Source organism: Aquimarina discodermiae, from assembly GCF_040786235.1.
Lineage (GTDB): Bacteria > Bacteroidota > Bacteroidia > Flavobacteriales > Flavobacteriaceae > Aquimarina.
In genome coordinates this window covers 1-25,638 of sequence record NZ_JBFMKP010000049.1, presented here as the reverse complement: position 1 = coordinate 25,638, position 25,638 = coordinate 1, and the positions used below count along the sequence as shown (strand labels likewise).

The window sequence follows — 25,638 nt, the reverse complement described above, 5'->3', positions numbered from 1 at the left end:
TGGAGGTAATAAACTTAACTGATCTTGATCATAGGTCTTAAAAACTACTTTTCTACTCATTCTTAAAGTTAAAAAATAACTCAAAAATCTACAAAAAAAAGACTGCCTTTTTAGACAGCCTCATGTTTTTATAAGATATCTATTCCAATATTTGTATTCAGATATTTTTTTATTTTTTCAATATCAGAAGTATTTAAATTAAGGAAATCAATATTATTTGTTTTATCCGATTTTTCGAGAACAATAATTTTGTCAGATTGAATCTTAATACTTTTTATTTTGTTTTATCTTTTTCTTTATAAACCCAAATCAAAAAGATTTGGTGGACTTGGTTAAAAGCACTAAACTTTGGGTTAAGCACCAAAACCCGTATTAATTATAGCCGAGACGTTGTAAAACGTTATTTATTTAAATAGGTTCCAATTTTTTCGATATCAATTAACTCATAGACCATTGTTTTACCATCTTTACTTTTAAAAATAATTCCTTTTTCTTCTAAATCAGCTAAATCTCTGCTTGCTGTTTGTCTGACAATTTTATGTCTTTTAGAATATATTGGGACAGTGATTTTAGCTTTTGGTTTGATAAATAAATAGCCTAATAAATCTGCTTGCCTTTTATTAAATCCTTTTTGTGTTAGTTCATATATTATTTCAGAAGCTTTTTGTCTCTCTTCACGTTTTCTATCTCTGTATGTAACTAAACTTTGAAAAGCAACTCTTAAGCTTTTCATTGAATACATTATGAAATAAGTTAAATCATTTTGGTCGAGTTCTGTCTTCAAAAATGCCTTATCATAGCTTGTTCTTGAATTTAATATAGCTTTAGATATTGAAATATGTTTTAATAATGAGTATCCTTTCTTAATTAAATACCAATAAAATAAAGCTCTTGCGGTACGTCCATTTCCATCACCAAATGGGTGGATATAACCAATCATAAAATAAAGAATAGAAGCTTTAATAATTGGATGATAAAATTCGGTTTCCGAATTAACAAAGTTTAGTAGTTGTTCTACTAATTCATTAACCTCTGAAAAGTTTGGTGCTGTAAAAGCGACTTCTCCATCTACATGGTCTTTGACATAAATCGGATGGTCTCTGAATTTTCCAGCATATTTAGTCGCGTCTGTTTTTACGGTCATTATTTGATGAATATCAAGAATTAATTCAATTGATAGTTCTTCATCTAATCTGTTTTCAATTTCTTTAATAGCTCTGAAATTATTGATTATCATTTGTTCAGATTCCGTTCTTGGTTTCCTGCCTGATTTAATCATTTCTCTTGCTACATCAGTTGTCGTTGCAGCTCCCTCAATTTGTGAAGAGGCAATGGCTTCTTCTATTAGAGAATTTTTAAAATATTCCTGTTGCTCTTGAGGCGTAATTGAATTTTTATAAAGTCCACCAATTAATTTTAAATCAAAATTGTGTAAATCTTCTTGTATAAATGAAGTTAGGTTGTAAGTGAACTTATGATTTCCAAAAAAGAGTCTTTTCGCTCCAATAAATCTATGTGTTTTAACGATTTCCCAAGCTTTTTTTGGATTGTCAAAAGGTAAGTTTGGACGATGTTTTATTTCAGTCCAATAAAAATATCTTTTATCAGTTTCTTGAATAAATGATTCCATTCCATCATTTTTAAAGCATTCAATATATTTGTTGAAATCAAAATCCTTTATTTCAGGTGGATTTTCTATTTTCATGTTACAACGTGTTAAATGTTGTATCAAATGTAACACATTGTAACACAAAAATCAATCTTAATATGTTATTTTAATAATTCGGAAAGTTTTCAAACTAATGTTTTACAACGTTTAATGTAAAATGCATTTTAATTCATTTTTACATGGTGTTAGCAATTGTTTTATCCATTTACAATTTCGTCAATATTTTGAGCCCCTTTCATAAACTCCAAGAAATTATTAGCGATTAATTTAGCTCCTTCCCATTCCAAATTACTAGAATGCGCTCCATAAACTTTATATCCATTATTGTTCTTTTCTGAGCGCATATCAATAATTATATGATTTCCTGCGCCATCTAAACCTACTGAAACTCCACCTTTCATATATTCTGGTAACTCGTAAGCTAAATTCATTTCTCTTAATTGATCAGGTCCAAATATGCTGAATTCCCTTTCTCCTTTCATAAAAGCACATCCACTATAAATCTTAATTAATTCAATAAATTCTTTCGGAAAATTACTTTTTGGAAAAGTCCAGTTCTCAAAATTCTTTGGTTTCCACTTTCCATAAGTCTTATCGTTCCAATATGATGGTTTAGTGTCATTCTTTTTGAAATCATTTAGTTCACTGTCAGAAAGAGGTAAGTTCCATTCATTTTGAAATTTGACCATAATTTCTTCAGTTAATTCTTTGCTTTCTCCGTTTATCTCGTCAAATATGTTTTCGATATTCATTTTTAATAATTGCTAACGGCTCCGTATATGAAAAGTAGCGCTGAAAATAAGCGATAACTTTTCGGATGAAACACAAGCCGAATTTTTAAATTTTACTATTTATCTTTTTTATTGGAAATCGTCAAATTTAAAAATTTGGCGACTTTCCAAAAATGCCTAAACCTTAGTGTTAGAAATGACTTGCGCTATTTTTTATATACAATGTTAGCAACTGGTTTTGATATTCTTTTTTCCATTAAGGCTAAATATTTCATTCCTTCTCGATTTGGAATATCTTCTGCGGTTTCAATTTTTAAAGCTGAATGGATTGCGTTCAAAAAAGCTGGCATAGCTAACCATCCAAAACCTTCATTAAATGCTATTCCAGCACTTGCAGCTCCGCAAATAGTTCCAAAAACAATGTTTCCAAAATTACTGTCATTCATTTTAGCAGTAAGTTCCCTTTTTCCAATTGTCAATTCCTTAATTTTCTCGTTAAAAAATTCTGTTTCAATTTCAATACTTGGGTCTAATGCAATCAACTCAACTTTATTCCTAAATGATTCCAGTAAATCGGAATGTTTATCTTTAAATCTGCGTAGTTTAGTGAAATCTATATTTTCAGGAAATGGAATAATCTCGTTTAATATAATTTCTCTTTTGCTTTGTTGAATTTTTATTTCTTTAAAATCTTTTTTCGTGACTCTGGAAGCTGGAATAAATCTTCTCAACTTGTCACTCATTGGTCGACAATCTAATTTTTTAGCAATGATTGTTGATATATATGCCATTAATTCGTTAGCCGTTGCTTTTTCAACATTATACCATTCGTCACCTCTCTTTTCTGCCAATCCAGCGTGTTCTAACCTATAAAAAACTTCTTTATCAAATTTGTCTATATGAATTTGAGGTGCTTTAGAAAATTTTCCACGATGAATTCTACCTTTAGAGCCGTTTGAGAATTTAGTACGTCTTTTTTTTAAGTCGAAATCTTTACTTTCTACATATTCAATAAACGGTCTTGTTATATTCCAAGGGTCGCTAATGATTTCTGCGGGATTTACAGGAATTACTAAATTCTCTTTAACTAATTCACGCATATGGTTTTCAAACCTCTTAGGCTCTTCATTGTATCTTCTTGGGGCAATACATCCAATTGTTTCATAGTACAACAATGCTCTATTTGTCCAATCGGATTTTGGAACATTAATCCAAGGATAGTAAAGTAGATTTTCCATTGATGTACTGGTGTTGGTTTAACTTGTTGCTAACAATGTTATATAAGCACTTTGCAAATACAAACGCTTATAGTCGTTTGTAAAGATATAGTATACGATTACTATTCGGGTTTTGAAAACTAAAATTCATACTTTTAATCTTTTTCCTTAACTCATCGCCTTAAAATAAAAAGTATTATAGTTATCTAAACAGTACACTAAAAATTATGATGCAAACTAAGTTGTAACTGATTTTTACTCCAGTTGTTAGTTTTTTGATTCATATATCCTAGTTGTACTTTGATTCCTTTTTTAAAGATATATCCTAATGCAAAATAGACCCTGTTTCTATCAAAATATTCGACAAATCTTCCGTCTCCGATCTCTTGTTGTCCATTTATAAACAACTCATTGTATAAAGCCAGATACAATGTTTTTTCTTTTAGTTCTGCACTGCTTAGAGGAACGGTTACAAAAAGATTATAGCGATATCGTGTACGAAAATCTTGATCTTCTACAAAACGTTGTTCATATCGAAACCTGTGGTTTAGGTGAAAAAGTTTACCAATTTTACCAGGAAACAACGCTTCTTGATATATTCTGCTTTCTACCGTGGTAGCATTAGCAGAACCAAATGCTCCTGTAGTAATATGACCATATCCAGCAGTAAATTTGATGTTAGCATTTTTTGGAGTATACGTTAATCCTCCTCTAAGCAGTAATTGTTCAAGATCACCACCCAAATCCCAGTTTCTGTACTGTACATCTCCTTGAACTCCCCAGGAGCTTTCTTTAAAATTGGTATTAAAGAAATACATATACCATGCCCCTAGTTGAGAATTGTCTATTTGACTTGTACCCATTTTTGGTGTCAAGATCATCATTAATATTATTATAAACAGGCCTTTTTTCATCGTTATAAATTGACTTTAAATTATGTTGAAGTGTTAAAAAAAACATCAAATATATTTGATTCTTCAGGAAATGGAAAGGAGAGTTGTCTTAAAAATTATATAAAGATTAAATCATTACCATTCTCAAGCTGTCCATTTATGTAATTTATGACAGCAGGTATGAAATTGCAGTCTTAGTTATTTCTGAGTTTGTTCCTTTGGGAGTTGCCAATAGTACATTAGTACATAAATTTTTGTTTGGGATGTCTAAAAAAGTAAGTTCGGGGTAATCGTGACTTTTAGAAATACTAGAGGGAACAATAGAAACTCCTAAACCATTTCGTATTAATTGAATGATCGAGTTGATATTGTTGGATTGATGAACCACATTAGGTATAAAACCATAGGTACTGCAAATCTCTATAAGAGAGTTGTAGTAGGAGGGAGCATAGTCTTTATTGAAAAAAACAAAGGTTTCATTTTTTAGAGCTTCCATATTTTTTGCAGTATCTAAAGACACAAAATTCTTATTAAATACAAGGGAGTAATGGTCTCTATACCATACTCTGGATTCGATTTTTGTCGAAACCACGGGAGCTCTTAAGATCCCTAAATCAAGTTTTTCCTGCTCTAAGGCATTTATTTGTTTGGTAGAAGAGACTTCATACAGTTTAATATTTAAATACGGATATTTTTCGGTTAGATATTGTACCAGCTTAGAGATAGTAGCAGAAAATGTAGAACTGATATACGCGATCCTAAAATCCCCACTAGTGTTTTCTGCAATTTTTTTTGTTTTTAGCGATATGGCTTCCAGCGTTTGTAAAAGGCTATGTACTTCCTTTTCAAAATATTTTCCGGCATCAGTAAGTGTTACCGTTCTATTATTTCGCTCAAATAGTTTTGCTCCCAATTCATTTTCGAGCTCTTTTATTTGCCTGCTTAACGGTGGTTGTGATATGAATAGTTTTTCAGAAGCCTTTGTAAAGTTCAATTCCTTGGCGACAGCAATAAAATATTTTAAATGTCTTAATTCCATATGATACCTATTAGGTATTATTATATGATAAAATAAGTCTTTTTAAATTATATTTCAAAAAAATACTTTTGAAAATAAGTATGAACAGTTAAAACAAATAATTACCAAAATGCAAAAATCAACTTTAGAAGAAATCAGAGAACGCTTTGATCAGGATGTAGAGCGATTTTCGAACTTAAAAACGGGCCAGGTATCTACAATAGATGCAGAAATTTCGTTAGAATTGATTACCGAATCTTCAAAAAGAATTATACCACATGCAAAAAATCTGTTAGATATAGGGTGCGGAGCCGGAAATTATACGTTAAAAATGCTTTCAAAAGTTGAAGACTTAAATTGTACTCTGGTCGATTTAAGTAAACCTATGTTAGACAAAGCTTTTGAGAGAGTGACGAGGCAATGTAATACTACTGTAGAGATCATACAAGGCGACATAAGAGAAGTAATTTTAAAAGAAAACCATTTTGATATTATCTTGGCGGGTGCTGTATTACATCATTTAAGAGATGACAATGATTGGGAACAAACTTTTGATAAGTTATATAGATTATTAAAACCAGGAGGATGTTTAATGATTTCTGACTTGGTTACTCAGGAGTCAGAAAGTATAAACGAATATATATGGCAGCGATATGGAGACTATCTGGAGAGGGTAGGGGGAACTAACTATAAAGATAGAGTTTTTGAATATGTAGCAAAAGAAGATTCACCTAGATCTGTAAACTATCAATTAGATTTGATGAAAAAAGTGGGTTTTAGAAAAACTGAGGTCCTTCATAAGAATATGTGTTTTGCGGCTTTTGGAGGGATAAAATAAAAGGTATTATGTAAACTAAAAAGTGCTATAACCTTGATGAAATAGTTATAGCACTTTAGTAAATTTTATAAAACTAGATTGATTATTTGATCTAAAAGTCCTCTGCGTTGCTAATGGCTTGTGATTCTGATGTACCACCAAGTACCTGGCTTGCTATATTAAGATATCCATAAGCAGATTTACCACCACTACTTAGTAACATCTGCCATATCATGATCCCATCATTAGAGTTACTGGTACCGATATGCGCAGATAATTCGGCTACGTTATCATAAGTATATTCGTAATAAGGTCCCCAGGGTTCATTAGGAAAATGCACGCCAGCGGCAATATCAAATCCATATTGATCTGCATAATGTTTATAAGCATCATACATGATTTTACGATTACTGGCAGCCCCTGTATTGTATCCTTGATAGGCAACTAAGTCTATTTTATCTCCTACAGCTTTCATAACAGGGATCATATGTCCCGTAGCTGAAAAACCAAATAGGCTAATCGCCTGGTTAGGTACAGTAGATTGAAACAAATTGGTATCATCTTCACCAGTTACTGTGTTTCTTTTACTATGGGCATAGGGAGAAGAAGGGTCATCATTAAGTTGCCCTCCCAAAGCACCAACTCCCGCAGGAGCGCAGGCCAATACATATTGCCCTTTTGGCATAATTGCTCTGGAGTTTGTAAAGAAATCTTTAAAGTGTTGTACATTTTCTGCACTACCAATATTAGCAAAACTTCCATTGGGCTCATAGTCCCAATCAATTCCTTCGAATCCCATATCATCAACCAAATCTTTGATTTGTTGGTAGTTGATGTTATATGCATCGCTAGAACCCCAATACGTTTCTCCTCCAATAGACAAAATCACCTTAATACCTTTTGTTTTAAGTACAGCAACAGATTCTTGTAAAGTGGTACCGCCATAAGGGGTTTGGATCCCGGTAGTTGAAATATCCATAGAACCTTTTGTATATGTTAGGTTTGGTTTTGCAAATGCCAAGAATACATGGGTTACATGTCTTGGGATGTCTCTTAATTTAGAACTATTTTCGGGTTGTCCCGCTGCAACCCAATTTTCTGACCAGGAAGGAAAATATCCAAGTATAATAGGTTCTGTAGGGTTAGGGTTAGTTGTGTCTGGATCGTCGTCTTCCTCTTCTTCTTCTTCTGTGTCAGGATCCTCATCTTCGGTATCAGAATCGTCTTCTTCCTCTTCTTCATCAGTAGTATCAGCATCAGGATCAACTTCTTCTGTTTCTGGATCGGGTAGGTTGGTAACAATGTCTTCAGAACATGAAAACAAACATAATTGGAGTAATAATAGCAGGGTAATTTTTTTTAATACATTCATAGCAATGTAGTGAGTGAGTTAGTAATAATGAGTTATATAGCAAATCAACTTTAAAGCGTAATTTTGCTTTTCGTCCACTACTAACGACCTTCCTTACTTTTTGTTGTTTTTTCTTTGCTAAATTTTGGCAAAAAAAATCCCCTTTAGCTTAATTAATATGCTAAAAGGGATTTTCTATTATTATTATTATTATTATTTCGAATTAGTTACAAGAACCAACAGTTTTCCACCAGTGCTCACCACTTCCTGGAGTTACCCATAATGGACCTGTTTGTGCTTCGTATATCGTATTTTGGTATACAATTTTGTCTCCTTTGTTATAGACCTTTGGAAAAGCCTCCCAAGCTGCAATACCGTTACAATCACCTCCTGTATTATCTCCAGAAGTTACACTTACAGAAACTGCAGAAGAAGTAGTCGAACCATTTTTATCATCGGTGGCCTTAGCCGTTATACTGTAAGTTCCTACCGATGCATTTGCCCAATTATAAGTATATGGACTCGTAGTATCTTCACCTAATTTAGTAGTACCTTGATAAAACTCTACTTTGGTAATAGTACCATCACTATCAGAAGCATTTGCTGTAATAGTAACCGTATCTCCTTGTGTAAATGATCCATTATTAGATGGAGCTGTGATGGTTATCGTAGGTAATTGATTACTTCCTCCGGTATCATCTCCACAATCTTTAATATATTCCCAAGGTTGTCCCGCTCCTGTACTATTGGATGGGTTGTTTCCTTGTGTCCACCATTTTGCTTTATATAATTTATTGTTATGTACTGTTTCTTGTCCACCATTATAAACAGCAGAAGCATTCCAGACTGCAGATTCGCAACCTGATCCACCTCCTGGGTTGTCTGGGTCTGTAGTATCCCCGCCAGTATAAGGAGACTCTGGGTAATCTTCTGCGGTAGCAATAGCTTGAGAAGTAGAAACTCCATTAAGTACCTGACTTGCTACGTGCATATATCCATAAGCAGAAGTAGAAGAGTTACCTAACAATAATTGCCATATCATTATACCATCATTAGAATTGTTAGCAGCGATATGAGCAGATAATTCTGCAACGTTTTGGTAGGTATATTCGTAATATGGTCCCCATGGTTCATTTGGATAGTGAACTCCTGCAGCAATATCAAAACCATATTGATTTGCATAATGTTTGTAAGCATCATACATAATTTTTCTATTACTTGCTGCTCCTGTATTATATCCTTGATATGCAATTAAGTCAATTTTATCACCAACAGCTTTTATAACTGGTATCATATGACCTGTAGCTCCAAACCCAAACAAACTTATGGCTTGGTTAGGAGAAGTCGCATTATGTAAGTTCGCATCAGACTCCCCGCTGGCAGTATTTCTGTTTGCATAGGAAAAAGGAGAAGAAGGATCGTCATTAGTAAGACCTCCTATAGCACCAACTCCTGCTGGAGCACAGGCTAACAAATATTCTCCTTTTGGCATAATTGCTCTAGAATTATTAAAGAAATCGATAAAATGTTGAACGTTTTCGGCATGACCAATGGTTGCAAAACTTCCGTTTGGTTCATAATCCCAATCGATACCTTCGAATCCCATATCATCTACCAAATCTTTGATTTGTTGATATTCAATATTGTATGCATCACTGGTTCCCCAATATGTTTCACCACCAATAGACAAAATTACGTTAATTCCTTTTGTCTTTAATGCAGCGACAGATTCTTTTAAAGTATCACCCCCGTAAGGAGTTTGAATCCCTGTATCAGAAATATCCAAAGAACCTTTAACATATCTCAAATTAGGTTTTGCAAATGCCAAAAATACATGTGTAATATGCTCTGGGATATCTCTTAATTTAGAACCTTGCCCTGGAGCAGCCCAACTTTCTGACCAGGAAGGAAAATATCCTAGTACGATAGGCTCTGTTAATGCAGATTTAGTGGTGATCGTAGCTTCTTCTGTACCAGATACATCATCTTCTAAAAAAGTCTCATTTGTACAGGAAAAAAAACATACCTGTATCAATAAAACTAGTGTTAATTTTTGTAAAGTTTTCATAATCATTCTACTGAGTTTGTGGTTGCTATTTATAGTTATTAAATATATTTACATGTGTTTAATGAAATATCATATGTTCATCTACGTTTTTGTATTCTGTTTCAGAAGCCTTTCTGTATTTTAATTCTACCGTATTCCAATCTGTTGCCCAACCTTTAACAACATTATTTAGGTACATTATTTTAAGTTTATGCTTCCCTTTTTGTAATGCTATAGAGCTTTCTTCGGCATGTTTTTTTATAGGTTCTGGGTGTTCGATAAGTAGTTTGTCTCCTATCCATACCTGATCCTGGGTACTTGAAAAATAATACACGCCATCTTCTGGAATATCGATATACCCATTTAAGAAAACAGCCCTTAGATTATCATCATTAATCTTATGTCCCCAATCATAGGTTTTATTCGCATCTTCAATATTTTTGATGATAGATGATTTTGAGGTTGTGTTTTTTTCAACTTCTTTTATATTTTTAAAGTGACCTTTAACTTCTTCCATAACCAGTCCTTTAGATACTTTTTTTATATCCAAAGCAGTAGTTAACGGTTCTTTGGATACAATTAGTTTTCTAATAGGACTCATTTTACCATTATCTAATACAGAAGCAATTCTTATTTCTGTAGTAGTTGTAAAATCGAGTGGTTGGGTGTATTCGGTACTATTAATCGTTGGATCTATTCCATCCAAAGTATATACCATTTTTATAGGGCGCGTTGTTGTAAAAGGCACTTGTACGCTGTCGATAAACGTAATTTTATCGGCTGTAGGACCTTCTGGAAGTGGAAAATGATAATTTATACCATAATGATCCAAAAGCTCATAAGTGCTATTTAGTCTTCTGGAAAAGTCAACAAAGTTTTTGTTTTCTTTTTGTGTCCAGTTCGTTTCTGCAAGTGCAATAATACGAGGGTAGAGGAGATACTCTTTGGTTTTATCTTCTTTTGCATATTCTGTCCAAAGATTTCCTTGCGAACCTAAGATATGTTTCTTTTTATCTTCTTTAATAGCTGCGGGAAGAGGATCATAATTATATGCTTTTTCTAAGGTAATGTATCCGCCAAAAGCAAAAGGTTCTACCTTGTGATCTCCTTGATAAAAATTGAGATACACATATTTTGAAGGAGTCATAATTACATCATGACCTTCGTTTGCGGCTTTAATTCCTCCTTCTTCTCCAAGCCATGACATGATATTGGTAGTTGGGGTGATTCCTCCTTCAAGAATTTCATCCCAACCAATCATCTTCTTTTGATACTTTTGCAATATTTTTTCTACACGAGCCATAAAATAACTCTGTAACTCTTTTTCATCTTTTATGTTATGCTCTTTCATATATTTTTGACAAAGAGGCGATTGTTTCCATTGATCCTTTGGTACTTCATCACCTCCCATATGATAGTATTCGTATGGAAAAAGAGAAGTCATCTCTTTGATTATATCTTCGACAAAGGTATAAGTGGGTTCTTTACAAGCGCAAAGAATATTACTTTCTACTCCCCAAAGATTTCTAACCTCAAATGGATGATTTTTTTCGTCACAACATAATTCCGGATATCCTGCAAGTGCAGCAATGGCATGTCCAGGAGTGTCAAATTCTGGAACGACATCTATAAAGCGTTCTTTTGCATATTGGACCACTTCTTTGATCTCTTCTTGAGTATAATACCCTTCGTGATAAGATCCATCTGCATTTTTTCTTTTAGATCCTATAGAAGTAAGTTTAGGATATTTTTTGATTTCTATTCTCCATCCCTGATCATCGGTTAAGTGCCAATGAAATTTATTTATCTTAAAAATAGAAAGTACATCCAGTTGTTTCTTTATAAAGTCTACAGATGAGAAATGTCTAGAAACATCAAGATGAACACCACGCCAGCTAAAACGTGGTTTGTCTTTAATATCCACGGCCTGAATTTTAATAGGAAAAAAGGGTTTGTTTTTGTTTTCTTCTTTATAAAACGGTAGAAGTTGCATAAAAGTGTGCATTCCATAAAATAATCCTTGGTCTGTTTTTGCTTTTATCACTACATCGTTTTCGGAAACATCTAAATGATATTCTTCTTTTTCATAATCCAAAGTATCATCTTTTAAGAGTTTGATACTGTTATTGTGATCACGATCTTTGGTAATCTTTAACAAGTGCCCTGTATTATTTTCTATTTTATGAATGAAAAAGTTAACAATATCATCTACCGATTTTTCATTAGCATAAAGAGTAGTGTTTTGGGTAAGTATAAAATTTTCTTTCTTTTTTGTTATAGCCTGGGGTTTGGGGGTAATTTCTGAAGACCTGTCTATACTAACAGAAGGATTTTCAGGACTTTTACATGCCAAAAAGGTTAGTAAAAAAAATGATATGATTCGTAAATTCATTATTGACTTATTTTATGAGAAATTCTCTGTGTGATTACTTGATTTACTAAGTGATCGATTGGTTTTTTTATAAAGCTTTTTACTTGATACCCTTTTTCTTCTACCATTTTTTTTAGGACATCTTGTGAGTAATAGGCAATAGACCCTACAAAGTGTAAAGGGTGTTTATATAGTTCTTCTTTGTATTGGAAAAGATAGGTGTCTATAAATTTTGAAATTCCTTGATGCAGTATCTTTTCGATATATGCATCACCTCGGTTATTAAAAATAAATTGAGCAAACGATGCTAAAAACGAATTAGGATATTTGGCATTGTATAATTTGTCCATCAATTGATCTAATTCTGAAGCATAGCTGTTTTTAAAAAGAACTCTCAAATTTCCAGGCATTCTACCTAAGGTATAATCCTTTAATAATTTTTTTCCTAAATAATTTCCGCTTCCTTCATCTGCTAACAGGTATCCTAAAGCTGGTGATTTTTGAATGACTTTTTTTCCATCATAGTAACAACAATTTGCTCCAGTTCCCAGAATACAAACTACACTTGGATTTTGAGTTGTGGATTTTACAGCTCCTATGATATCCTCTTCAATCACAATAAATGAAGCATTTTTAAAAATTGACTGAAGAATACGACGTATTCTTTTTCTTGAGTCTGTTTCACAACAACCGGCTCCATAAAAATAAATTTCCTGTACCATATCTCTATGTTCGGTTAAAATAGCTGCCTTATGAACGATTGTCGATATAGCTTCATTAGAGAGTATAAGTGGATTAATGCCAATAGTCCTGGTTTTACATATAGGAAGACCATTCTCTTTAACCATAACCCAATCACATTTGGTAGAACCACTATCAGCAAATAAAATCATCTATACGTTTATTTAGTTGTGAAACATAATTTTAAGACTTCAAAGTTGAGATGAGTTTTTAAAAATAACCCTCCCCTCAAGAACTGAGGGAGGGATATTTTTTGAGTTTACACTCATTCAACAAACAAAACACAATATTAAAAATTGTACCTTTTAAACGCTTCTATGGCTTCATAATCTGCCATTCCGAGTTTATCATATAATTTTGCAGTATTTCTATTTCTTTCTCTAGCTCTAAGCCAAAATTCCCGAGAATCTTCACCTTGAAACATTACCCTGTCTTTTTGTGACTGGTGATATAAAATAGCATTGGTTTTTTTAGATACTTCCATTGGACTTAATGGTACAGCCATTTCTATTTCAGAAACATCCCATTCCTGCCATGCACCTCTGTATAACCATACCCAGCAATCATCCATAAAAGATTCGCTTTTAATGTTCTGAATAGCACTAAAAATTGCATCCAAACATACTTTATGCGTACCATGAGGATCGGCTAAATCACCTGCTGCATATATTTGATGAGGTTTTATTTTTTTGATAAGATCTTCGGTAATTTTTACATCCTCTTTTCCTAAGGGGTTTTTCATAATTTTACCCGTTTCGTAAAAAGGAAGATCCATAAAGGATACATTTTCATCAGGTAGTCCAAAATAGCGTATAGCACCCAATGATTCCATTCTTCTAATAAGCCCTTTAATTTTACGAACTTCAAGAATATCAATATCTCCTTGATTTTTTGTTTTTAGAAAAGAAATAACTTTAGCGTATATATCTTCTCCTTTACCTGCCTGAAAACTATTGGCTACTTCTGCAAACTTAAGAGCTTCTTCATCTGTTACAGCAATATTACCCGAGGTTTGATAGGCTACATGAACCTCATGTCCTTGATCTATAAGTCTAAGGAAAGTACCCCCCATAGAAATCACATCATCATCAGGATGCGGACTAAAAATCAATACTCTTTTTTTATCTGGAGTAGCTCTTTCTGGTCGATTGGTGTCGTCTGCGTTAGGCTTACCTCCCGGCCATCCTGTAATAGAATGCTGAAGCTTATTAAAGATTTTGATGTTAAGATCATAAGAAGAACCTTCGACTGCTAATAAACTCGACATGCCGTTGTCGTTATAATCTTTATCAGTAAGTTTTAAAACGGGTTTGTTTACTTGTTGGCTCAGCCAGGTAACCGCTTTAAACTTTAAGGGTTCTGTCCATATACATTGATCTACCAACCAAGGTGTTTTGATACGAGTAAGTTCTGAAGCTGCTTCTTCATCAAGAATGATGGTAATATTTTTATGCTGTTGTAAGAAAGAAGCAGGGATATTAGGCGTTACCTCACCTTCTATAGACTGTTGTATAACAGAAGCTTTTTTATGTCCCCAAGCCAAAAGCAATACCCTTCTTGATTTCATAATGGTACTAATACCCATAGTAACAGCTTTTTTGGGTACATTTTCTAAACCATTAAAATCAGAAGATGCATCGGTTCTTGTAATGTGATCTAATGTAATAATTCGAGTGCCCGAATTAGGGTGTGATCCCGGTTCATTAAAACCAATATGTCCTGTTCGACCAATTCCTAAGAGCTGAAAGTCTAAACCTCCGTATTGTTTTATTTTCATTTCATAATCAATACAGTACTGATCCATTTCTGAAATAGGTATCGTACCGTCAGGAATATGTATGTTTTCTGGATTGATATCTACATGGTCAAAGAGATGCTGATGCATAAAGTGGTAATAACTTTGCTGATGTGATGTATCCATAGGGTAATACTCATCCAAATTAAAAGTGACCACATTATGAAAGCTTAACTCCCCAGAACGGTGTAGGCGTACTAACTCTTCATATACTTTTATCGGGGAAGAACCTGTGGCTAGACCTAGCACACAAGGATTTCCTTCATGTTGTTTTTGTTTGATTAGTGTTGCAATTTCATTGGCAACTAATTTCGAAGCTATCGAAGAATCTGGAAATATTTCACCATGAATCTTCTCAAACTTTGTTTTTTCAAACTGTCCTACTTGTTTATACTCAATTTCCTGAATCATTTTCTCAAGAGTTCATTGTTTAATACTACTATTATTTTAAGGCTTTGGTAAAAGAGATGGAATCCAAAATGAATCTTCATCCATCTCTTTTTAAATTTATATATGGCTAACTCAAATTAGAAATTAGGGGCATCAACATCCCACCATAATCGGGTACCTCCTGTATCAGGCCCACCAAGCAATGTTACCGCATTGGCAACATTATCAGCATTTGTGTTTCTTTCATCAATGATAAAATCTAATCTTCTGATTTGAATATCAGTGTCTATATCACCTCCACTGTTATTAACTACAACTGGGAATATTCTAGGGTATCCTGTTCTTCTAAATTCACTCCAGGCTTCTTGCCCTTCTGGGAACATGGCTATCCATTTTTGCGTAATAATTTGCTCTAATTGTTCTTCATTAGTTCCAGCATCATTGTATGCGATTTTTACATCACTTGCATAAGCAATATTATTATCTGCATTAATAGCATCCACAAAGTCGTTAGGTGTACTAGTATTATCTATTAAATAATCATCTACTCCAGAAACTCCATGTTGATTAAATGAAACTTTTACACCATTTTCATAGTTTGTTTTGGCATCTCCTGCACCTGTCCAACCTCTTAAGGCTGCTTCGGCTCTTAAAAACCATACTTCTGCAGCGGTCATCCATTGCACAGTACCATCATCTATTACACTGCCGATGGCAGAGTGCGCTCCATACTGTGTTTTAGCATCAATTTTTATTCCCATTCTTATCCCTTTATAAGCACCAGTTAATGCTTCGTCTTCTGCTGGTTTAAAGTATACTTCTTTACGACCATCACTATATCCTTCTAAAATAGATTCCATTTCTGCACTCATACGAATATCTCCCCAAGAACCACTGATTACGGTAATTGGATTAGGGAAACCAGCATCTATTTTCATGTCAGTGGATTCTAGTAAACCTGCATCACTAGCTAAGGCTAATTCTCCTTGAGTTTTTGCCAGGGCAGGGTTTACCTTAACGATACGCATAGCTAATCGTAATCTTAATGAGTTTGCATACGTTCTCCAAGCTGCAATATCACCTCCTAGAGAGGATAAATCAAAAGGAGTAAATTGATTGATTTGATCTTCGTTTTCTGTATCGATAGCCGTTTGCAAGCCATCTATCGCCGTAGCCAATTCATTAAAAAACTCGTTATAAACGGTTTCTTGAGAGTCATATTCTCCAGTAGTAGCAAAGTCTTCAAATTTGGTATAACGTATAGGGCCAAATATATCAGATACACGATGCATAGCAGAAACTCGTATGATATTTGATAAATGGATAAATTTGTCACCTACTGGGTCACCACTTAGCGTAACAAAATTTTTAATATCCAATGCAAATGGCATTACGCTATTGTATGCATTATTCCATGCCCATCTATTCCAGTTATCTACTAATGAATAGGTCATGTTATTTACATTTCCTTCAAAAGGAGTAGGAGGTGTCATATAACCAGAGAATACATCTCCATTTAATCCTTGCTGTATTTGATAATTCCAGGCTGGATTAACATTAATTACATTTTGAAACATTGGGGTAAATGATCCACCGATGTGATTGTTCATTTGCGTAAGACTTTCTATAGAAATACCGTTTGGATCCGTATTAATACTTTCGAAATCATCTGTACATCCTGTATAGCTTACAATAATTGTTGAAGCTACTATATATTTTAAAAACTTTTTCATTTTCTTAGAATTTTACATTAATGTTTAATCCAATACTTCTGGTAGATGGCTGCCCATAAATATCAACACCTTGTAAACCAATACCGGTACTTGAAGCAATATTTGGATCGAAAGGAGCATCTTTATAAATAAAGAATAAGTTGTTGGCGATTAGAGATAGTTTTACATTTTGAACAAAGCTGTTTTCAAAATTATGAGTATATCCTAATGATAGTTCTCTTAGACTAACATTGGTTGCATCATATACATACTCTCCTAAAAGACCAGCTCTTCCTGCTGTTTTTGTATAGTATTCTTGAGCCGTTAATTGTAAAGGGTTACCATTTGTATCAACAACATCAATCATACCTCCATTAGTGTTTCTAGCATCTGCAGATGCTTGGGATACTCCATATTGATCATTAATAGATTCTGTAACACTCACCACATCACCGCCTACTTTGGCGTCTATTAATAGATTCAACGAAAAGTTTTTATAATCAAAGGTGTTGCTCCATCCTAGAGTAAAGTCAGGCTGAGCATGTGCAATAGTTTCAAAATCTGTAGATTCAATAGTTGTTTCTCCATTTTCTACGGAAACAATAGGTACGCCATTTGCATTTCTCCTTATAGACCTACCTATAATACTACCAAAATCTTCTCCTTCTACTAAAGCATAACCATATCCGTTTACTCCAGGATCGGTTACAACTGCTCTACCATCTTGTAGTGAAGGATGTACCGATACTACCTCATTTTTGTTGGCAGCAAAATTAACAGCAGTATTCCATTTGAAATTATCTGTTACAATAGGTTTTGCATTCACACTTAATTCAACCCCTTTATTGGTAATTTCTCCTGCATTTACAACATTTTGAGTAAATCCGTTTAAGTTTGGTTCTGCTTGAATAAAGAATATTTGATTTGTTGTGTTAGAACTATAGTATGTAAAATCAAATCCTATTCTATTTTGTAAAAACCTCCATTCGGTACCAATCTCAAAAGATTTTTGCTCTTCTGGCTCCAATGTATCACCTTCTCTTAGACCAATTGTAGGCTTAATAAAGTTAGTTGCTCCTATTGGTATAGAGAAAAGTGGTATTGTGGTGAATGCCGGAATATCCTTTCCTACTACTGCATAAGAGGTTCTAATTTTACCAAAAGACACAAAATCAGGGAACTCCGTCATTTCTGTTAAAACTCCGGTAAGACCTACAGAAGGGTAAAAAAAGGAATTGGTATCAGTTAATACTAAGGTTGATGACCAGTCATTTCTTCCTGTTATATCCAAATATAACATATTTTTATACCCTACGTTTACAGATCCAAAGATGGATTGTACTTCTCTATTAGTTACACTTTGTGCAATGCTATTGGTTTCAGCAAAATTGGCAATGAAAAATTCATTTGGAAATGTTAAACCTTGCCCCTCTGTATTGCCAGAATCAAGTAGGATTCGATCTCCAGTTTTATATTTGGTTAAACTGGTACCTAAAATTCCTGTAAAATTGAAATCTTCTGATAAGTCTTTAGTGTATGTGCCAATTAAATCAATATATTGTTGCGTGTTTTCTGTTTTTTCTAAAATATATCTTCCTGTTGAAGGCACAAAAGTAGGATCACTCCCTGCATAGAGTCTTTTGTCAAAGGTGAAAAAAGATTTGTCAAAGCTTCCCCTAGATTGTAAAGAAAATTCATCTGTGATTTGATAGTTAACACTAACATTGGCTAAAACTCTTTGTGCAATATCCTTACTCAAGTTACGATTTACTAACCAATACGGGTTTTGTTGTATGTTTTCTGCAAAGGAAGTAGCAAATTGATCAAACATATTGTTAGATTCAACAAAGTACTCAAATTGGTTTTTATAAGTATTTAAATCAATCCCAACAGGATTCAAATATAAACCGGTTAACGGGTTAGAGTATAGACCATTGGTTGGTCGATTCCATATTCTTTGGTCGGATAATGAAATACTACCTGATACGCTAATTTTATCTTGTAAGAACTTAGCCGTTTCTCTTAAAGTAATATTGTTTCTAACCAATCTGTTATTGGGCATTACACCACCAGCCGCGGTATTGGCGTAAGAAAAATAAGTTTGCGCTTTTTGATTTCCAGCAGATAGAGATATTCCTTGAATTGAGGTGTATCCAGTTTGAAAAAAGTCATCCACAGTATTTGATAAGCCATTTGCTCTAGAACCCCAGGATGTTGGGTCAGTTACATTTCCATTCTCTGCAATCGGTTGTCCTACAGAAGCAGATTGATATTCTGTTTGTAATTTTGGTAATGACATTACATTATCCATAGTGATACTTGAGTTAACATTAACCGTAAGTGCACCTTCTTTACCTTTTTTGGTGGTAATCAAAATAACTCCATTAGCACCCTGGCTACCATATAATGCAGCTGCAGATGCTCCTCTTAATACCGTCATACTTTCGATATCATCTGGATTAATTAAAGATAAGGCGTCTCCACCATCTCTGTTTCCTGTTTGACTACCAAAAATATCTCCGCCTGGAGTTTCTCCATTTTGACCATTTCCGTTATTTTGCATTGGGATACCATCAATTACATATAAAGGGTCATTGTTTGTAGTAGAAGAGTTACCCCTTAAAACTACCTTGGTAGCTCCTCCTAGTCCTGAAGAACTTCGAGATACAGTTACCCCGGCAACTTTACCCGAGATACTATTAATAGGATTGGTTTGTTTAATTTTAGTTAATTCTTCACCTCCAAGTTCTTGAGCGGCATAAGTAAGTGCCTTTTTTTCTTTTGAAATACCTAAAGCTGTTACGACAACGTCTTCTAATTGCTCTGCGTCTTCTTGTAAGTTTACGTTAATTTCGGTTTCACTACCAACAGTTACTTCCTGATCGGTCATTCCCAAGTATGAAAATACTAATACATCTCCTGGGTTTGCTGTGATGGTATATTTTCCATCAAAATCTGTTTGTGCTCCGTTTGTAGTTCCTTTTACAATAATGTTCACCCCTGGTAAGGCTACACCATCAGAGGCTGCCTTTACCGTTCCTGTTATTTGGGTTCCCTGCCCAAAACTCAAGAAAGAAATAAACAGTAAAGCTGTTAGAGTTAAGATCTTTTGTTTCATATTATATAATGTTGTTTATTTTGAAAGGTCTCAAATTAATATTTTAATCCTAAGAGATTTTTTTTTTTAGACGAACGACATTGTTTCTGTAACAATCGACATCCTATGTCATATATTGGTTTTTTCGTTTTTTTTTGATTCTACGTTTTTTTGTTTTTGTCTTTAATTAACCTTACATTTTTCAAAATTTTATGTTAAATGAGATTGTCTCGTGTAATTATTTAATAGTTTTTTGGGATTTGTTTCGCTTATTTTTTTTGTGGAAATTCAATAACTTCGGGTTTTTTTAAGCCATAAAATTTTTACGGTAGTCATGTAGAAATGACATAAAATAATTATGAATCGCATAAGTAGTGTTATGCAAAGTGATGCGAAAAAAAGAACTCGCATTATATGATAAAGGTCAGCAAAGTGGATAGAACTATAAAAAGACGATACCATCTGTATTTTTGGAGTATATATTTTTTATTTAATGTGATTAGATGGGGGAGTTACTTTAATGATTATTGGTATTCTGTAAAATCTAATTTGGTAGAGTTCCCTTTGCATATCATTTTGGTGTATTTCAATATTTATTATTTAGTACCTAAATTTTTATACAAGAAGAAGTATGTGCATTATGTGATTTTTTTATGTCTGTCATTAGGAGTTCATTACTTACTTAGATCGGGTCTTAACTTGTTATTAGTGACAGAGGATATTTGGCCAGAAGTAGAAGGCAGACTAGACCCATTTGGATTTAATCATATTGTGGCAGTAGTAGTAGGAGAATTATATGTAATTGGCTTAACATCGGCTATAAAATTTACTATCGATTTTTTAATAGTGCAAAACAAGAACAGGCACTTAAGTGAGTTACAATATAAAACAGAGCTTAAGTATTTAAAAGCACAAATACAACCACACTTTTTTTTTAATACCCTTAATAGCTTATATTCACATACTATAAAAAAATCAGATCTCGCACCGGTAATGGTTGTAAAACTATCTAACTTTATGCGGTATGTGATTTATGATACAAGCGAGAAGAAATTACCCTTGCTACAAGAAATTAATCATATTGATAATTATATAGAGTTAGAAAAGATGCGGTATGGTGACCGAGTAGTGTCAGAAGTAGATATACATGGTAATATAGATGATGTAGAAGTAGTACCGATGCTGTTTCTTCCTTTTGTCGAGAATGCTTTTAAGCATGGATTAAAAGAAAATGATGAAATGGAATTAGTCATTTCATTTGAAAAAAAACAAAATGAATTACTATTTACATCTAAAAACAATTATAATGACCAATATAAACCAACAGAACCCCATGGAATCGGGATAAAAAATGTAAAACGAAGATTAGAAATCTTATATCAAAATAAATTTACACTAGACATATCCCAAAAGAATAATGAATATTCGATTTTACTTAAAATCCCTATATAATGATTATTAAATGTATCATAATTGACGATGAACCCCTTGCAATAGAAGTGATTGAGTCTTTTTTAAAAGAATTCAAGAATATTGAAATTGTGGATACTTTTAAAAATCCAATAGAGGCGTTACCCATTTTAGAACAAGACGAAATAGATGCAGTTTTTTTAGACATTAATATGCCAAGAATGAATGGCCTCGAATTCTTAAAAAGCTTGCAGGTATATCCTCAGGTAATTATCACAACAGCTTATAAAGAATATGCTTTAGAAAGTTATGAATTAGAAGTATTAGATTATTTGGTGAAACCCATTTCGTTTAACCGATTTTTAAAATCTATGAATAAATTGACGGCAAGACTTATTGCTATCAAAAAGCAAGAACCATCGATGGATTTGGTGCAACCCGCACATATTTTCTTAAAAGTCGATAAGAAGTTGGTGAAAATTTTATTGACAGATATTCTTTTTATAGAAAGCTTAAAAGATTACATACGAGTAAGTACACTCACAGACACATTTTTATCACATAAATCCTTGACGAGTATAAGTGAAGAACTACCTTCAGAGAATTTCATACGAATTCATAAATCTTACACCATTGCTATAGATAAGGTAAAGTCTATAGAGGGCAATTTGGTAGAAATAGGAGATAAAAGAATCCCTATTGGTAGAAACTATACTGCACATGCCAAACAACGAATACTTAAAAATAAATCAAACTTGTTAAAATAAAATAATGGAACTTAGTATTTTAGACTATTCAATCATTGTCTTTTTCTTTTTAACGACACTTATGATTGGTGTCGTGGTTGCAAAAAAATCAGGAAAAAATGCCTCAGAATATTTTTTATCGGGCCGTAATATGCCCTGGTGGTTACTGGGTTTCTCTATGGTTGCAACTACCTTTTCTACCGATACTCCTAATCTGGTTACAGATATTGTAAGACAAGATGGGGTAGCTGGTAACTGGGTTTGGTGGGCCTTTTTGCTAACAGGTTTGCTAACGGTTTTTATCTATGCAAGACTATGGCGTAGATCCAATGTAAATACCGATATGGAATTCTATGAGTTACGCTACTCTGGTAAACCTGCTCGGTTTTTGAGAATATTTCGTTCTGTTTATTTAGGAGTAATTTTTAATATTCTTGCGATGTCTGGGGTTACATTGGCGGCTATAAAGATTGGTCAGGTAATGCTTGGGTTATCGGCTATAGAAACGGTAGGGTACGCTGCAGTAGTAACCGTTGTTTTTAGTGCATTAGGAGGGTTTAAAGGAGTGGTATATTCTGACTTTTTACTATTCTTTGTAGCTATGGTTGGTGCAGTAGGAGCAGCTTATTATTGTGTTAATTTACCCGAAGTAAATGGACTCGATAATTTGGTGTCTCATCCTAATGTAAAAGATAAATTATCGATGGTTCCTGATTTTAGCGATACAGATGCTATGATTGCCTTATTGATCATTCCATTGGCAATACAATGGTGGAGTTCCTGGTATCCGGGAGCAGAGCCAGGTGGCGGTGGTTATATCGCACAAAGGATGCTAGCCTCCAAAAGTGAAAGTCACGCTGTAGGAGCGACCTTCTTTTTTAATATTATGCATTATGCGATCAGACCCTGGCCGTGGATTATTGTAGCATTGACTTCGCTAATTATTTTTCCTGATCTGGCAAGTATACAAGAAGCATTTCCTGATGTTACACAAGATAAATTGGGACATGATCTTGCATATCCAGCAATGTTAACAAAATTACCAAGTGGATTATTAGGAATCGTTGTTGCTTCATTAATAGCAGCCTATATGTCTACCATATCGACTCATCTAAATTGGGGAGCTTCTTATATTGTTAATGATGTCTATAAGCAATTTATAAATAAAGATGCTTCAGAAAAAGCACAGGTGAATATGGGTAGGTTGGCTACGGTAGTATTAATGATTTTAAGCACATTATTGGCCTTGGCACTTACCAATGCGGTGCAAATATTTAAATATATATTAATGTTTGGAGCCGGTACAGGTTTAATTTTTATTCTGCGATGGTTTTGGTGGAGGATTAATGCATGGAGTGAGATTTCTGCCATGTTTTCTTCAGGGATTATATCCATCGTTATAAGTATTTCTTCGGTAAATGCAGCTCTTTTTGGAGCAGAGGGTGTTGATGGGATCTTTCCATCCTGGTTTCAGTTTCCGTTAGTGGTATTATTAACTACTATTATTTGGGTTACTGTCACCTTTTTAACTAAACCAGATGATGATGATGTACTGTTCAAATTCTATACAAAAATTCAGCCAGGTGGGCCAGGGTGGACCAAAGTATTGCAAAAAGCAAAAGAAGAAGGAGTAGAGGTACTAAAGACTCAGGAGAAATGGATGGTTCCGTCTGGAATATTAGCCATGGTACTTGGGTGTTTGCTGGTTTATGGCGTTTTATTTTCTATGGGTAATTGGATTTATGGTAATGTTCTAAACGCATCTATATTAACAGTTTTATCCATTATAGCGGGCTTTTTATTGATCAAAGTCTGGAAACGAATTGGTAAGAGTTTAGTCTCATAGTAATGAGACAGAGAGTACAATCTGTCGATTTTTTAAGAGGGGCTACCATTATGCTAATGATATTGGTCAACACCCCTGGCGATTGGTCGCATGTCTATCCTATATTATTACATGCGCCCTGGGACGGCTTAACGTTGGCAGATTTTGTTTTTCCTTTTTTCTTATTCATTGTGGGAGTATCTATAGCTTTTGTATATCATAATAAGCAGGTTTCCAAAAAGATGATAAAAAAGATTACTACTCGAAGCTTGAAACTGTTACTACTAGGGCTTTTTCTTAATTTTTTTCTTCCGTATTTTCCTTTTTTTACAGAGATGATTAAGGTTAGAATACCAGGGGTATTACAACGTATAGGAATTGTGTTTTTTATAGTTTCCTTATTGTATGTAACACTAAAGCCATGGCAATTGTTGGTCACTGCAATTATAATCCTAATGGGGTACTGGATTTGGATGGTATATGTTCCTATTCCTGGTTTGGGAACGCCTACGTTAGAACGAGCTCCTCACAATTGGGCAGCTTTTATAGATTATCAATTGCTAAAAGGGCATATCTGGCAACCTGATTATGATCCAGAGGGTGTGTTAAGTACACTCCCCGCATGTGTTACCACCATTATTGGAGCTTTTATAGGAAGAATGATAAAGAGCACCCTATCAAAAACGCATATTGCACTTTTTGCCGTAGGCAGTATTTTAACCTTGTTAGGCTATTTATGGAGTATCTTTTTTCCTGTCAACAAAGCATTATGGAGCAGTAGCTTTGTATTAGTAACTGCTGGTTATGCTACGTTACTATTAGCAGGATTATATTATTTGATGGATCATAAAAAACGTTCTTTCGGGGCTGTAGTATCGTATGTAGGTGCCAATGGTTTGATAATCTATTTTTTATCTAGTCTGGTGGCAAAATCATTTTATTTAATAATCCTTGATTCTGGTCATTCGATACATTACTACTTGTTCAATACATTTTTTACTTATTCTTTTATAACGCTTAAGTTCTCATCTTTTGTATATGCGTGTGTTGTGGTTGGGTTGTATACCTTATTAGGATATATTTTACATAAGAAAGGGATTTTTGTAAAGGTGTAAACCTAATAAACATGAATTCGGGATAAGAAAATTTACGCCTTTCTGAGACATATTGTAAAAATTTTATCCAGTGGTTGTAATGATGTTTGTTGTATTTTGTAGTCTCTACTTCCTCCTTTGAAGGAGGATCGAGGAGGATGTTTTTAAAGAAACACCCATCTTGTCCATCGCTTCAATTCGCCGACAACTAACGTTGTATCGTCCTCAAGGGAAGGAGCTATAAAGCTTAAAATACCGCCATTAATAAAACACGTCAATGGTAGAATTGTTCCGCAAATGATGTACAACCAATTATTGTTATGAGGATCGTTCCGCAAATGATGTAACGTCAATTGTTGTTGTGAGGATCGTTCCGCAAATGATGTAACCCCAATTGTTGTTGTGAAGATTGCTCCGCAAATGATGTAACCCCAATTGTTGCTGTGAGGATTGTTCCGCAAGTGATGTAAAGTCAATTGTTGCTGTGAGGATTGCTCCGCAAGTGATGTAACCCCAATTGTTGCTGTGAGGATCGCTACGCAAGTGATGTAAAGAAGAAAATTCATAATTCTGAATTCAGAATTATAAATAGTTTATTGGTCACAAAACTGGTTTAAAACCCTGCACTTTAGTGCAGTTACTTTAGTACTATAAAAATCTATATTTTAGATTTATGGAATCAAAATATAGAAAAAGCTCACATACAGTTAGTAG

At 33.8% G+C, this 25,638-nt stretch carries 17 protein-coding genes; 5 read left to right on the top strand and 12 right to left on the bottom strand.

What is annotated here, in order from left to right; all coding sequences use genetic code 11:
* Positions 1-400: 400 nt before the first annotated feature.
* From ABW636_RS21620 to ABW636_RS21600, 5 genes are all read right to left on the bottom strand, one after another.
* The gene (locus ABW636_RS21620) at positions 401-1,705 is read right to left on the bottom strand and encodes a Fic family protein (protein ID WP_367592183.1); all 1,305 of its coding nucleotides are present in this window, start codon (positions 1,703-1,705) and stop codon (positions 401-403) included.
* Between the two features lie 161 nt (positions 1,706-1,866).
* Positions 1,867-2,358: an SMI1/KNR4 family protein gene (locus tag ABW636_RS21615; RefSeq protein WP_367592182.1), complete on the bottom strand. Its 492-nt coding sequence runs from the start codon at positions 2,356-2,358 to the stop codon at positions 1,867-1,869.
* 248 nt (positions 2,359-2,606) lie between these two features.
* Positions 2,607-3,638 (bottom strand): kinase, encoded by a 1,032-nt coding sequence (locus tag ABW636_RS21610; RefSeq protein ID WP_367592181.1) that lies wholly within the window; start codon positions 3,636-3,638, stop codon positions 2,607-2,609.
* A 197-nt stretch (positions 3,639-3,835) separates the two neighbouring features.
* On the bottom strand, positions 3,836-4,531 hold the full coding sequence (locus ABW636_RS21605) for a DUF2490 domain-containing protein (protein ID WP_367592180.1): 696 nt from the start codon (positions 4,529-4,531) through the stop codon (positions 3,836-3,838).
* 145 nt (positions 4,532-4,676) lie between these two features.
* Positions 4,677-5,549, bottom strand: coding sequence for a LysR family transcriptional regulator (locus ABW636_RS21600; RefSeq protein ID WP_367592179.1), 873 nt, complete (start codon positions 5,547-5,549; stop codon positions 4,677-4,679).
* A gap of 46 nt (positions 5,550-5,595) precedes the next feature.
* Between ABW636_RS21600 and ABW636_RS21595 the strand changes: the two genes are divergently transcribed.
* Positions 5,596-6,366 (top strand): class I SAM-dependent methyltransferase, encoded by a 771-nt coding sequence (locus ABW636_RS21595; protein ID WP_367592184.1) that lies wholly within the window; start codon positions 5,596-5,598, stop codon positions 6,364-6,366.
* 91 nt (positions 6,367-6,457) lie between these two features.
* Here the strand turns inward: ABW636_RS21595 and ABW636_RS21590 are convergent, their stop codons facing one another.
* From ABW636_RS21590 to ABW636_RS21560, 7 genes are all read right to left on the bottom strand, one after another.
* On the bottom strand, positions 6,458-7,717 hold the full coding sequence (locus ABW636_RS21590; protein WP_367592178.1) for a glycosyl hydrolase family 18 protein: 1,260 nt from the start codon (positions 7,715-7,717) through the stop codon (positions 6,458-6,460).
* 202 nt (positions 7,718-7,919) lie between these two features.
* On the bottom strand, positions 7,920-9,764 hold the full coding sequence (locus tag ABW636_RS21585) for an Ig-like domain-containing protein (protein WP_367592177.1): 1,845 nt from the start codon (positions 9,762-9,764) through the stop codon (positions 7,920-7,922).
* A 58-nt stretch (positions 9,765-9,822) separates the two neighbouring features.
* Positions 9,823-12,135, bottom strand: coding sequence for a family 20 glycosylhydrolase (locus ABW636_RS21580; RefSeq protein WP_367592176.1), 2,313 nt, complete (start codon positions 12,133-12,135; stop codon positions 9,823-9,825).
* The gene (locus ABW636_RS21575) at positions 12,135-13,007 is read right to left on the bottom strand and encodes an N-acetylglucosamine kinase (RefSeq protein WP_367592175.1); all 873 of its coding nucleotides are present in this window, start codon (positions 13,005-13,007) and stop codon (positions 12,135-12,137) included. The genes ABW636_RS21580 and ABW636_RS21575 overlap by 1 nt, the downstream gene beginning before the upstream one ends.
* 137 nt (positions 13,008-13,144) lie before the next feature.
* Entirely contained in the window at positions 13,145-15,061 is a 1,917-nt protein-coding gene (gene nagB, locus ABW636_RS21570; protein ID WP_367592174.1) for a glucosamine-6-phosphate deaminase, read from the bottom strand.
* Positions 15,062-15,177: 116 nt separating this feature from the next.
* On the bottom strand, positions 15,178-16,773 hold the full coding sequence (locus ABW636_RS21565) for a RagB/SusD family nutrient uptake outer membrane protein (RefSeq protein WP_367592173.1): 1,596 nt from the start codon (positions 16,771-16,773) through the stop codon (positions 15,178-15,180).
* Between the two features lie 4 nt (positions 16,774-16,777).
* A complete protein-coding gene (locus ABW636_RS21560) occupies positions 16,778-19,870 on the bottom strand; it encodes a SusC/RagA family TonB-linked outer membrane protein (protein ID WP_367592172.1) in 3,093 nt (1,030 codons plus the stop codon).
* A gap of 411 nt (positions 19,871-20,281) precedes the next feature.
* On the opposite strand from ABW636_RS21560, the gene ABW636_RS21555 reads away from it, so the two are divergent.
* Genes ABW636_RS21555 through ABW636_RS21540 form a run of 4 tightly spaced genes read left to right on the top strand, consistent with a single transcriptional unit; the run spans position 20,282 to position 24,945 of the window.
* Positions 20,282-21,301, top strand: coding sequence for a sensor histidine kinase (locus ABW636_RS21555; protein ID WP_367592171.1), 1,020 nt, complete (start codon positions 20,282-20,284; stop codon positions 21,299-21,301).
* Positions 21,301-22,026: a LytR/AlgR family response regulator transcription factor gene (locus tag ABW636_RS21550; RefSeq protein WP_367592170.1), complete on the top strand. Its 726-nt coding sequence runs from the start codon at positions 21,301-21,303 to the stop codon at positions 22,024-22,026. Before ABW636_RS21555 ends, ABW636_RS21550 begins: the two co-directional genes overlap by 1 nt.
* A 4-nt stretch (positions 22,027-22,030) precedes the next feature.
* Positions 22,031-23,851: a sodium:solute symporter family protein gene (locus ABW636_RS21545; protein ID WP_367592169.1), complete on the top strand. Its 1,821-nt coding sequence runs from the start codon at positions 22,031-22,033 to the stop codon at positions 23,849-23,851.
* 2 nt (positions 23,852-23,853) lie between these two features.
* Positions 23,854-24,945: an acyltransferase family protein gene (locus ABW636_RS21540; RefSeq protein ID WP_367592168.1), complete on the top strand. Its 1,092-nt coding sequence runs from the start codon at positions 23,854-23,856 to the stop codon at positions 24,943-24,945.
* The last annotated feature ends 693 nt before the right edge of the window (positions 24,946-25,638 follow it).

Coding starts and splice junctions, on each gene's coding strand:
- ABW636_RS21590 (WP_367592178.1), bottom strand. CDS start 7,717: ATGAATGTATTAAAAAAAATTACCCTGCTATTATTACTCCAATTATGT.
- ABW636_RS21565 (WP_367592173.1), bottom strand. CDS start 16,773: ATGAAAAAGTTTTTAAAATATATAGTAGCTTCAACAATTATTGTAAGC.
- ABW636_RS21600 (WP_367592179.1), bottom strand. CDS start 5,549: ATGGAATTAAGACATTTAAAATATTTTATTGCTGTCGCCAAGGAATTG.
- ABW636_RS21605 (WP_367592180.1), bottom strand. CDS start 4,531: ATGAAAAAAGGCCTGTTTATAATAATATTAATGATGATCTTGACACCA.
- ABW636_RS21580 (WP_367592176.1), bottom strand. CDS start 12,135: ATGAATTTACGAATCATATCATTTTTTTTACTAACCTTTTTGGCATGT.
- nagB (WP_367592174.1), bottom strand. CDS start 15,061: ATGATTCAGGAAATTGAGTATAAACAAGTAGGACAGTTTGAAAAAACA.
- ABW636_RS21550 (WP_367592170.1), top strand. CDS start 21,301: ATGATTATTAAATGTATCATAATTGACGATGAACCCCTTGCAATAGAA.
- ABW636_RS21620 (WP_367592183.1), bottom strand. CDS start 1,705: ATGAAAATAGAAAATCCACCTGAAATAAAGGATTTTGATTTCAACAAA.
- ABW636_RS21545 (WP_367592169.1), top strand. CDS start 22,031: ATGGAACTTAGTATTTTAGACTATTCAATCATTGTCTTTTTCTTTTTA.
- ABW636_RS21615 (WP_367592182.1), bottom strand. CDS start 2,358: ATGGTCAAATTTCAAAATGAATGGAACTTACCTCTTTCTGACAGTGAA.
- ABW636_RS21610 (WP_367592181.1), bottom strand. CDS start 3,638: ATGGAAAATCTACTTTACTATCCTTGGATTAATGTTCCAAAATCCGAT.
- ABW636_RS21540 (WP_367592168.1), top strand. CDS start 23,854: ATGAGACAGAGAGTACAATCTGTCGATTTTTTAAGAGGGGCTACCATT.
- ABW636_RS21575 (WP_367592175.1), bottom strand. CDS start 13,007: ATGATTTTATTTGCTGATAGTGGTTCTACCAAATGTGATTGGGTTATG.
- ABW636_RS21585 (WP_367592177.1), bottom strand. CDS start 9,764: ATGAAAACTTTACAAAAATTAACACTAGTTTTATTGATACAGGTATGT.
- ABW636_RS21560 (WP_367592172.1), bottom strand. CDS start 19,870: ATGAAACAAAAGATCTTAACTCTAACAGCTTTACTGTTTATTTCTTTC.